8 protein-coding genes are annotated in these 11715 nt (G+C 55.6%); 4 read left to right on the forward strand and 4 right to left on the reverse strand.

Annotated elements, in window-relative coordinates; all coding sequences use genetic code 11:
- Positions 1-154 precede the first annotated feature (154 nt).
- From pheT to PHP98_02365, 4 genes are all read right to left on the reverse strand, one after another.
- A complete protein-coding gene (pheT, locus tag PHP98_02350; GenBank protein MDD5482483.1) occupies positions 155-2623 on the reverse strand; it encodes a phenylalanine--tRNA ligase subunit beta in 2469 nt (822 codons plus the stop codon).
- On the reverse strand, positions 2620-3642 hold the full coding sequence (locus PHP98_02355; GenBank protein ID MDD5482484.1) for a phenylalanine--tRNA ligase subunit alpha: 1023 nt from the start codon (positions 3640-3642) through the stop codon (positions 2620-2622). The genes pheT and PHP98_02355 overlap by 4 nt, the downstream gene beginning before the upstream one ends.
- A 190-nt stretch (positions 3643-3832) precedes the next feature.
- Positions 3833-5257 (reverse strand): type I glutamate--ammonia ligase, encoded by a 1425-nt coding sequence (glnA, locus tag PHP98_02360; GenBank protein MDD5482485.1) that lies wholly within the window; start codon positions 5255-5257, stop codon positions 3833-3835.
- A 27-nt stretch (positions 5258-5284) separates the two neighbouring features.
- Positions 5285-6871 (reverse strand): NAD(P)-dependent oxidoreductase, encoded by a 1587-nt coding sequence (locus tag PHP98_02365; GenBank protein MDD5482486.1) that lies wholly within the window; start codon positions 6869-6871, stop codon positions 5285-5287.
- 153 nt (positions 6872-7024) lie between these two features.
- Here PHP98_02365 and PHP98_02370 point away from each other — a divergent pair, with 153 nt between their 5' ends.
- From PHP98_02370 to PHP98_02385, 4 genes are all read left to right on the forward strand, one after another.
- Positions 7025-8284 carry a lactate racemase domain-containing protein gene (locus PHP98_02370; GenBank protein ID MDD5482487.1) on the forward strand — a complete coding sequence of 420 codons (1260 nt, stop codon included), beginning with the start codon at positions 7025-7027 and terminating at the stop codon, positions 8282-8284.
- Between the two features lie 307 nt (positions 8285-8591).
- Positions 8592-9434 carry a hypothetical protein gene (locus PHP98_02375; GenBank protein ID MDD5482488.1) on the forward strand — a complete coding sequence of 281 codons (843 nt, stop codon included), beginning with the start codon at positions 8592-8594 and terminating at the stop codon, positions 9432-9434.
- A gap of 351 nt (positions 9435-9785) precedes the next feature.
- Positions 9786-11195, forward strand: coding sequence for a family 20 glycosylhydrolase (locus PHP98_02380; protein ID MDD5482489.1), 1410 nt, complete (start codon positions 9786-9788; stop codon positions 11193-11195).
- Positions 11196-11363: 168 nt separating this feature from the next.
- Positions 11364-11715 (forward strand): hypothetical protein (locus PHP98_02385; GenBank protein MDD5482490.1); only part of this gene is annotated, 352 nt, incomplete at its 3' end.

Genomic DNA, 11715 nt, shown 5'->3' on the forward strand with positions numbered 1-11715 from the left:
TGGTTTTGGCCGCAGATGCCGTTGATTGGCCCGCGGATTTTGCGCCGATCCAGCATTTCCGCAATCTAATAAAGCAGGTTGCCTGCGCAATCCCGCGCCATAATTCCATATTCTCAAGAAACCAGATGCAAGTGCTCCGTTCATACTCTCTGAATTACCCTTCCCGTATTTCCACCTTTAACTCATCTTTGAGCCGTTTTTTGACGGAATCGTGAAGCCGGTTGGCTTCCATATCCGTCAATGTCCGCTCCGCTGACTGATAGGTAAGGCTATAGGCCATGCTTTTAAAGCCGGCGCCTATTTCCTTACCCGTATATATATCAAACAGAACGATAGATGTCAATTCTTTTGGGGCATTTTTTCTGATTGTTTTTATGATGTCGGCGTGCCGCATAAAGAGAGGCGCCCGCAGGGCTATGTCCCTTTTCAGGGATGGATAAACCGGAAGGGTTTGAACGGCCGGGGTCCGGAAGGCATTTTTCAGGAATGGATTGAGCGCAAATTCCATCAGTCCGACCGGTTCCAGGATGCGCCATTCACGGCGGATTTCGTCCTTTAATAGTCCCATGACGCCGCAGGGGACGCCGTCCATGCTGATCAGCATGCCGCGGTCCGGCTTGAGGCAGGCGGCGTAAAAGCCGTCCGTGATCCTGTTGTTGAATTCATGCAGCGCCAGCCCCGGCGGGGCGCCGTTATTTTCGGCATAAGCCGGACTGGCTTTGCCCAGGAGTTTGCCGCAAAAATTATGCAAAATTCCCTTGAGCCATGCGAACACTTCCGCCTCGGTAAGGCCGGGGCGTTTGTGCAGGGCATGCCGTCCCGCGGCGCCCATGATGCCCACGGCGGTTCTGGTTTCTTCATGGAAACGGCCGGCATCTTTTTTCATAAAAACGCGGGCGATTTCAAAAAAGGCCGCCTCCTCAATCTGCCGCGATCTGTTCCGTCCGAGCGTTTCGGCCATCTGGGGCAACAACGAATCGCGCAGGAGCGTGTGTTCGGCGTTGACCGGCCGCGGAATGTTTATCCGGTTTGCGGCGGGCGAGGAATCAAACATATTGAGCAGTTTTTCGGAGACAAAGCTGTAATTGGCGATTTCCCGCAGGCCGAGCGCGGCGAGCAGCTGGCGGCAGCGGAATTGCGCCCGGATGGGCCGGTCATCGGCGCCGGCGGCCAGCTGGCAGCGCGGGGCCGCGCATGGGATTTTGTCCAGTCCGTGGATACGGGCGATTTCCTCAATCAGGTCCGCCTCGGATTCCAGGTCCGGGCGGAAAGCTTTCACCGCCACGGCGCACTGCGTTTTCTGTTCGTCAACAACCGGGATGTCCAGCGCGTTGAAAATCGCGGTAATGCGTTCCGGGGGTATCGGCGCGCCCAACAGTCCGGAAACGCGGCTATAACGGCAGATTATTTTTCTTTCGGCCGGCCGGCGGGGGAAACAATCCAGCATGCCCTTTGCCGTTTTTGCGCCGGCGATTTGCGCTATGAGCGCGCAGGCCCGCCGGCTGGCAAAATCAGCCAGGCTGGCGTCCACGCCCCGTTCAAACCGGTAAGATGATTCAGTCGCAAGCCCGAGCCGTTTGGATGAATTCCGGATGAGCGGCGGCCGGAAGCAGGCGCTTTCCAGCAGGACGGCGGTGGTTTCCGGCCTGATGCCGCTTTTTTTCCCGCCCATGACGCCGGCAATTGCGACCGGGCCGTGTTCATCGGCAATGACCAGAATTTGCGGGTCAAGCTTATACTCAAGGCCGTCCAGGGCAATGATGGTTTCGCCTTCGCCGGCGCGGCGGACGATGATTTTTCCGCCGGAGAGCGTCTGGAAATCAAAGGCGTGCAGGGGTTGGCCGCACTCCAGCAGGACATAGTTGGTAACGTCCACAATATTGTTGATGGCTTTGATTCCGGCCGCCGCCAGCCGGCGGCGCAGCCAGAAGGGGCTTGGGCCAACCGCGGCGTTTAGCAGGAGGCGGGCGGTATAACGCGGGCAATCCGCGCTGTCTTTCACCGCAACCGCGATGCTGTTTTGAATCGGTGGGTTTTCCTCCCGCAAAGCGGCGTCCGGCCATTTTAGTTTCGTTCCGAAGATGGCCGCCACCTCGCGTGCGACGCCGATGAGCCCGAGCAAATCCGGGCGGTTGGGGGTGACTTCCACGGTCAGCACCTGGTCGGGCGGACCTGAAATTTCAGCCAGCGGTTGGCCGATTTGCGCCTCCGGCGGCAGAATCATGAGGCCGGAATGGTCGTCGGAAAGCCCCAGTTCGTCCTCGGCGCATAATACACCCTGCGATAATTCGCCCCGGATTTTTACGCTTTTGACGGTTGTGCCGTCGGAAAGGGTCGCGCCGATCCCGGCCAGGGGAACCTTGTCGCCGGCCTTGCAGTTGCCGGCGCCCGAAACAACGCGGAGAATTTCCGCGCCGTTGTTCACCAGGCAGACGCGCAGGTGGTTGGCGTGGATATGGGGATCAACGGCGGTGATTTCGCCGACGATGATATTTTCCGGCACACCGCCCCGGGTTTCAATGCCTTCCACCTCAAGACCGGCGGAAGTCAGGCGCGCGGCCAGAGTTTCGGCGTCGGCCTCAAAGTCAACATAATCTCTCAACCAACTCAGGGGGATTTTCATAGTTCCAATTGGCTCAGGAAGCGGATATCATTTTCATAGAGCATGCGTATATCGGGAATGCCGAATTTAATCATGGCGATCCGTTCCACGCCCATGCCGAAAGCGTAACCGGTTGTTGTTTCCGGGTCGTACCCGACCTTTTGAAAAACCTTGGGATTGACCATGCCGGCTCCTGAAATTTCAATCCAGCCGCTCTGTTTGCAGATGCGGCACCCCTTGCCGCCGCAGAGATGGCATGAGAAATCATATTCAACGCTCGGCTCGGTGAACGGGAAAAAATGCGGCCGGAATCTCACCTTCACGTTCGGTCCCATCATGCGCCTGGCGAAGTAGGCCAGGTCGCTTTTCAAATCCGCCAGGGAAACGTTCCGGTCAACGTAAAGACCTTCAATCTGGTGGAAATTGGCGCTGTGCGTGGCGTCGGTCGTGTCGCGGCGGTAACACCGCCCCGGGGCGATGATGCGCACGGGCGGCGGCTGGCGCTCCATCACGCGGATTTGGACCGGGGAAGTCTGGGTGCGGAGCAGGATTTTCTCGGCCAGCCAGAAGGTGTCCTGCGTGTCGCGCGAAGGATGGTCGGCGGGCATATTGAGCGCGTCAAAGTTATAATACTCGGTTTCAATATCGGGGCCGTCGGCAATCGTGAACCCGAGCGATGAAAAAATGTCCGCCGCCTCCATGATGATGGCGGTGATGGGGTGGATGGATCCGACGTTCCGCCACTGTCCGGGCAGGGTGGGGTCAAAGGCATCTTTCTGATCCGGGCCTTTTTCCGCCGCCAGTTCGCTCTGTCTGGAACTGAAAAGCGCTTCGCAGGCGCTTTTGAATTCGTTGGAATATCGGCCCGCGGCGGGGCGATATTCGGGCGGGAGGGTCTTAAGCTCCTTCATTATTTCCGGCAAAAGCCCGCGGCGCCCCAGATATTTTACGCGCGTTTTTTCAAGCTCTTCCGCGTTTTTTGCGTTTTTGAGCTCCTGTTCCGCCGCATTTTTTAATGCAAGTATGTCTTCCGGTTTCATGGCAAGTGCAAGCATCGTATACCAAAAAGCCGGCGGGAGGCAACAAAAAATGCCGCGGGTTAAGCGGGCGCGTTCAGGACGCTGTTTGTCCGGCCCGGCGTTTCACCGGACGGCATGGCGCAAGGCCGGCGGAAGGCGTTTGAAAAACAGAATTATCTCTGCCGGCCCGTCAAAACGGAATCCGGCCGGATTAAATATCGTAGTAGAGCACGAATTCCCAGGGATGCGGGCGCTGGTCCATGGCCTTGACTTCCTTTTCCATCTTGTAGTTGATCCAGGTTTCAATCACGTCCCGGGTGAACACGTCGTTTTGGAGAAGGAAAGAGTTATCCTCTTCCAGCGCCATCAGGGCTTCCCGCAGCGAGCCGGGCGCCTGCGGCACTTTTGACAATTCTTCGGGCGGCAGGTCGTAAATATCCTTGTCCAGCGGCTCGCCCGGGTCAATTTTATTGATGATGCCGTCAATGGCCGCCATCAGAATCGCGGAAAAGGCGAGATAGGGGTTGCAGCTCGGGTCCGGACAGCGGAACTCAACCCGCTTTGTTCTGGAGGAGGGCGAATACATCGGGAGGCGGATGGCCGCGCTGCGGTTGCGCCGCGAATACGCCAGATTGACCGGCGCCTCAAAACCCGGGACAAGCCGCTTGTAACTGTTGGTGGTCGGGCTGGTGAAGGCCAGCAGGGCCGGGGCGTGTTTCAGGATGCCGCCGATGGCGAACATGGCCATTTCCGACATGCCGGCATAACCTTCTCCGGCAAATAGATTTTTGTCGTTTTTCCACAGCGACAGATGAACGTGCATTCCGCTGCCGTTGTCGCTGAAGAGCGGTTTCGGCATGAAGGTGGCGGTTTTATTATGTTTCCTGGCCACGTTCTTGATGACGTATTTGTGTTTGAGGGTGTTGTCGGCCATTTTGACAAGGGGGGCGAAACGCATGTCAATTTCGCACTGGCCGCCGGTGGCCACTTCGTGGTGCTGGGCTTCAATCGGCACGCCGATGTTTTCCAGGGTGAGCATGATCTCGCTCCTGATATTCTGAAGGCTGTCGGTGGGCGGCACGGGGAAGTAGCCTTCCTTGTAGCGGATTTTGTAGGCCAGGTTGGGGTTTTCGTCGCGTCCGCTTGTCCATTGTCCTTCGCGCGAATCTATATGGTAATAGCCCTCGTGTTCATTCTGGTCAAAACGCGCGCCGTCAAAAATGAAGAACTCCGCTTCCGGTCCGAAATAGGCGGTGTCGGCCAGGCCGGTGCGTTTGAGATAATGCTCTGTTTTGCGGGCGATATTGCGCGGGTCGCGGGTATAATCCTCGCCGGTTACCGGGTCGCAGATATTGCAGATCATGACCAGTGTTTTGGCGGAGAAAAAGGGGTCAATAAAGGCGGTCTCCGGGTCGGGTTTTACGAGCATGTCCGATTCGTTAATGGCCCGCCAGCCGCGGATGCTGGAGCCGTCAAAACCGAGGCCTTTTTCAAATGTGTCTTCTTTTATTTCCCTGGCCGGCACCGAAAAATGCTGCCAGAGTCCCGGAAAATCCATGAAGCGCAGGTCAACCGCCTCTATTTTTTCCTTTTGGATAAAGTTTACCAGTTCGCGCGGCGTTTTGATCTCATGCATTTTTTTTATGATCTCCTTTCCACATCCTTACCCGCCGAAATCATAATAATACGAAGCCAGCGCTTTTATGTTTCCGGCAATTTCGCCCATCAGTTGTTCCGGCACCGGCTGGTTGACGCGCATGATGACCAGCGATTGGTTGGCCTTCTGGTGGTGCGGGTTGCGCACGTCTTCAATGTTGATGTTGGCGGCGGCCAGCATGGAGCCGATCTGGCCGAGCACGCCGGGGCGGTCCTCGTAGATGAAGAAAACCGTAGGCCCCTTCGGCTCAAAATAAAGTTTGTCAAAGTCATTGATCCTGGCGATCATCAGGATGCCCTCGGTTACAGTGCCGCGCACGCTGACCCGGCGCAGGTGGCCGGAATCAAGGCTGGCGGTAAGGTCAATGGTGATTGAATTTTCAAATCCCTTGCTGGGGTCGGTTTTGCGGTTGTTGACCGCGATCCCCATTTCCTTCAGGTGCTGCAGGGCTTCTTTATAATCGTTCGGGCGCTCGTCAATCGCGTTGCCGAGCGCGGAAACGATCGGGATCATGAGCCAGTCGCCGAAAGGCTGCAACGAACCGTAAAAGGAAGTCTCAATGGTTTTCAGCTTGGTATCGGCCCCGACCAGGCGGCGGCAGAGCTTGGTGAGGGTATAGGCCAGTTTGCCGTAAGCCTCGTCCAGGCCCTCGGGCACCTCGCGGTTGACGACAAAAGTCGTGATGCCTTCCTCGTCCAGCTCAATCAGTTCTTCGGCGGCCCGGCGGGCGGCGTTGGTGTTGGCTTCAACCGTGCTTGCCCCCAGGTGCGGCAGCATGATGTCGGCGATGTCCGCCGCGCTTTTCGGGCCTTCCTCGTCCTTTTTGTAGACGTCGTTCAGAAATCTCACTTTCTTTTCGGTTTTGATCTTGCGCAGGGCGTCCTCGTCAATGATGCCGGCGCGGGCGCAGTTAACCAGGGTGGCGCCCTCCTTCATCCCGGCCAGGAGGTTGCGGTTGATCATTCCTTTTGTTTCCTTGTTTTCCGGTATATGCAGGGTGATATAGTCCGCGGCGGAAAACAGACCAGGCAGGTCAACCAGTTCCACCCCGATGGCATCGGCCTTTTCCTGCGAGATCATGGGGTCAAAACCGAGCAGTCTGACTTCAAAGCCGGCCAGGCGTTTGGCGACCAGTTGGCCGATGTTGCCGAGGCCCACGATGCCGATGGTCTTGCCGGTCAGCTCCCGGCCCATGAATTTTTTCTTTTCCCATTTGCCGGCGCGGGCGCTGATGTCGGCGGGAATGATGTGGCGCGCGTCGGCCAGCATGAGCGCGATCACTTCTTCGGCCACGGCGTTGGCGTTGGCGCCGGGGGTGTTGAGCACGTCAATTTTTTTCTTGCGCGCATATTTGATGTCAATCGTGTCGTAACCGCTCCCGGCGCGCACGATCGCTTTCAGGGCCGGCAGTTGATTTATCAGGGCCGGGGTTATTTTCTCGCTGCGCACGATGAGGGCATGGCAGTCCGGATGCTTACCGGCCAGTTCCGCGATGCCGGTTTTGTCATCCTGAACGACCTGATAACCGCCGTGCTTTTCCAGTATTTCCCGGGCGATGCCTTCCAGTTTGGTGGGAATTAACACTTTTTTCATGCAAGCCGGTTCTCCTTATAAGTTGGATGAATAAACCGGACATTATACAAAGCCGGCGCGGCAAACAAGTTTTTTTTAATGCGGCCAAAACGGACGGATTTCTTGACATTTATCCGGAAATTATTAAGAATTGCATTTATTGAGCCAAATATAATGACAACTGTTCTCAAACATGGCGGGGCCCGGGATAAAATCACGTCTGCGGAGATAGAGGAATTCCTTAAAAATTTTGCAGAGATTCTTCCCGCCGGAGCCGGTAAAATCCTGCTGATCCCGCCCGATTTTTCCCGTTTTCACTCGGGCGCCGGGGAAATATCCGTTTCCCTTTACAAATTGCTTTCGGAAAGCGCGGCCATTGACGTCCTGCCCGCGCTCGGCACGCATCGGCCGATGACCAAGGTTGAAATGGACCGGATGTTTCCGGGCATTCCCCACAAGCAATTCCATGTCCACGACTGGCGCGGGGGGACCCGGCAGCTCGGTGAAATCCCCGGTGAATTCATTGCCGGTCTGAGCGGCGGAAAAGCGGATTATCCCGTCCGGATTGAGCTGGCGCGGCGGATTACGGACGGCAAATATGACGCCATTATTTCCATCGGCCAGGTAGTGCCGCACGAGGTCGCGGGCATGGCCGGCGGCAACAAAAATCTGCTGGTCGGTTGCGCCGGGCCGGACACGATTAACAAAAGCCATTTCCTGGGCGCGGTCTGCAATATGGAAAAACTCATGGGGCACATTGACAACCCGGTGCGGAAATTCCTGAATGAAGCCGAGGACCGTTTTTTGGCGGGGCTTCCGCTTTGGTATATTCTTACGGTGCGGGCGAATGACGAGGATGGCGGCATGGCAACCCGGGGAATTTTTGCCTCCGAAGGCCGCGGATGCTATCTGCCGGCGGCGCAGCTCAGCCGGCAGGTTAATATTTTCAAGGTCAAGCCGTTCAAAAAAGTCGTTGTCTATCTTGATCCCTCGGAATTTAAAAGCACCTGGCTGGGCAACAAGGCCATTTACCGGACGCGCATGGCCATTGCCGACGGCGGGGAATTGCTGATTATCGCGCCGGGCTTGGTGGAATTCGGCGAGGCGGCGGTGAACGACCGCTTGATCCGCAAGTACGGTTACCGCGGCACCCCGGCTGTCTTGAAGGCGGTGAATGAGAACGAGGATTTGCGCCGTAATCTGGGCGCCGCCGCCCATTTAATCCACGGTTCAAGCGAAGGACGTTTCAAGATTGTTTACGCCTCGGGTGGCCTTTCCCGGCAGGAAATAGAATCCGTCGGTTTCCATTACGCCGATTTGCGGGAATGTTTGGAGAAATACAAGCCGGAAAAACTCCGCGACGGCCATTATAAATCGGCGGCCGGCGAATTTTATTTCATTTCCAATCCCGCGCTGGGTCTCTGGCAGAAGTAGCCAATGCGGGAAAACGGCGCGGGAAAGGCCGGATAGTCTCGGCGGACGGCCTGTCTTTACCGCCGTTTGCGGGGGCTATTTTATTTATTTTTCTTTTTTGTTGCAAAAAGTTGTTTTTTGTGTATAGTTTTGTTAATTAAACGTATAGGAATTTCAATGTTGTCTATTTTTTGTAGGGGCTTCGCTCGTCGAAGCCCTCTGAAGGGGCGCGACAAGCACGCCCCCTACATGCGAAAAATAACAGTTGCCGCCTTTTGGCGGCTTAATTTAATGTAAACGGCAGACTCTGTTGGGACGTTCAAGTGATATGAATAGGCACATATTTTTCTCAAGATTGGCGCAAACGTTCGGTTTAACGGGGTTGCCGCGGGCGTGTTTTCTGTTTTTGTTATTGCCGCTGGCAACAACGGTTTTTGCCGATCCCGCTCCGTCCAGCAACAGCCTCCCGTGGTCATGCGACTTTGAAGACCCGCCCTATGTTAATGGCACCTTTTTAATTGACGGCACAAATGGATGGTATTCCAGCCCCGGCGTTTATGACACTAATTTGCCTCCGCAGACTTCGGTTGTTCAAAACGTTCATGTTAACAGCGGGTCCCAGGCGGCCGAGGTGGCCATCGGTGACACGCTGGAAAGCAGGTTTGTCAGCACGAGCGAGCGGGTTGTCAGGCTGGAAATGTTCGTGCAGCCCCAGTTGTGGACTTCAAGCGTTTATCCCTCTCTGACATCTCCCAACGTGGCTTATCCGGCGGCTCAGTTTCTGGTCAACAGCAACGGATATTTTGTCGTGGCCAATGGAACAAACTGGAGCGTGGTTACATCAAAAGGCGACGGCACCGCCATCCCGATCACCAACAATTATTTCACCAAAATCCAGGTCAACTTGTGTTATCGGAATCATACCTGGAGTCTTAAGGCATGGACCAATGACACCGACCTTGTGGCCATTTCCCCTTACGTTAATTTTACGAGCAATCTGAATGCTTTTAGCGGTTTCTGCGTTTACGGAGGCACTACCAATTGTTATCTGGATGATCTAATCGTTACCAACATTGATTACACCCTTCTGCCCAAAGTCAACGGTGTGCCGAGGGACGACATCAAAAGTATAAACGGCGCTCCGCCCTCCTTGGTCATTAACGGCATATGATCGGGACGCGGCGGCCCGGTCTTGATTGAGGACCAAATCCTTCCCCCCGCCGATCTGTCATTGCAACATATTCGGTTCCCAGCCCGATTAATCGTCAGCATGGGCGCGTAATTGTCTGGGAGAATAACCGGTCACGGAACGGATGAGGCGGGAAAAATATGCGGCATCCAGGTAGCCGCAGTGCGCCATTATTTCAGTTGTTGCCAGATGCGAATTTTGCAGCAGTGTCAAGGCGTTCTGGACGCGCAGCCGGGCCAGGTAATTGCAGGGAGATGTTCCTAAAGCCCTGCGGAACCGCCGCGACATCACCGAGCGATTGATGTATAAGGCCGATAGGAAAGGAAATATCGCATGAAGAGGAGAGATCGCGCGCCGGCGCCATCCGGCAATTTGTTCGCGGCCCGGCGGCCGCTAATAGCACGGAGATGTGTTCACCTGGACTTGAAGGGGGTTCCGCCGACTCCCGCCCGGCTGATAAAATTGCCCGGAATTTTTGCCGCCGCGCGATATAACGCCATCCTGGTGGAGTGGGAGGATTCTTTTCCCTGGACGATAGACGCGCGCTTTCAAAGCGAAACCGCGTATTCTCCGGACATTGTTAAAAAATTTGTTAAAGCGGCGGAGGAGGCGGGGATGGAAATCATTCCGCTGGTGCAGTGTCTCGGGCATATGGAAACACCTCTGCATTTTCCGGAATACGCCGCTTTGCGCGAGACCCCCCGCGAAGATTCGGCTTTGAATCCGCTTGCGCCCGGCGCGCGCGATTTGGTTGAAAATATGATGGAAGACGTCTTGAAACTTATGCCGAACGTAAAACGTTTTCATCTGGGCGGAGATGAGGTCTGGGCGTTTGGGACGCATCCGGATACGAAGCGGTATATTGCGCGGCACGGCAAAGGAAAACTCTATTTGCGGCATGTTGAACCGCTGTTGGACAAGCTTAATAAACTTAAAATCAGGCCATTGCTTTGGCACGACATGATGCGCGATTGGGATTCCCGCGCTCTCAAGCGGTTGGCGCGGAAATCCGACCTGGTTGTCTGGGGGTATGGCGAGCATCCCGACACGACAAAACATCATTTCAGCCGTAAGATCATAGAGCGATTTGTCAGGAACAATATGAGCTTGTGGGGGGGGACGGCATACAAGGGCGCCGATGGCGTTGACGCCGATTTGCCAAATATCGCGCGGCGCGAGGCCAATGCCATGGCATGGGCGGAAGTCGCCGTTCGTTATGGTTTTGCGGGTGTGATTGCCACGGCCTGGAGCCGCTATTGGACGGGGGCCTGTCAAAATGAGCCGATTGAAGGCGCGCTGGATTCAGCATTTAACGTTGGCGTGATTTTGCACGACGGGAAACCCCCGCGCGGCGGCATTGAATCCTGCCGGCGGGAATTACTCCGGCTGGCCGGCGGTCGGGCGGTTGTCCGGGCCAGAAATTTCTTAAAGACATTGAGCGAAGCCCGGAATAATGCCTGGCAGGGCATCCGGGTTTTGCGCCATGTAATCATAACGCTCTCCGGGGACCGGCGCCGCTTTCCCTCCTCTTTTATGGCCAGATATATGGAAAATATCGGACGGCAAATGGCCGCCGCCGAAGCGGCCGCGGAGGATGTCCGCAGGGCGTTGGCCGGATTCATCGCGCCCGTGTGGATTGATCGTTACCTCGCGGAACGCATTGAATCTTTGCGGGAAGAATACGATCTGCTTGGCGAACGCATTCGGCAATTGAACCGGGATGCGAAAAAAACGGTTGTGTAGCGGAGGTGCAACCAGAAAAGGCGCGGCGGCGTCCATCCCGTGACGAAATAAAATCCGCCGTTCAAGGAAGGGCAATTCCTGCCGGAAAGGCGGAAAAAAAACACTACACTTGCCAGGAAAATAATGACGCGCATGGAAAAATGACGTCGCGCGGCCTGGAGAAATAAGATGCATCATGATTTAAACAAAGTTCTTGCGGCGCTTGGATTGAATGATGAAGCGGGCGCGGCTTGGCGGCAAAACTGGGCTCTCTCGGAAAAATCATTTGTTCCGGACGGAGTCTTTTTTCTCAACGCAGATTTTGCGGCGAAAGCCTGCCAAACCCTGAAAATGACCGATGAGATAAAAGCGGCGTTTCTGGAAGCCCTCTCCATGTTTAAAGACAATTACCCCCTGCAACGATTGGCCTGGCATTGCCATTTTCTGGCATTTCACGGCACGGAGGAACAAACGGGAAATATCGGATTATGGCCCATGCTGCCCGGGCAGAAGGGAAAAGCCGCGGATATGTTTTATGCCG

It is taken from the genome of Kiritimatiellia bacterium (genome assembly GCA_028715905.1).
In the GTDB taxonomy this organism is placed as follows: domain Bacteria; phylum Verrucomicrobiota; class Kiritimatiellia; order JAAZAB01; family JAAZAB01; genus JAQUQV01.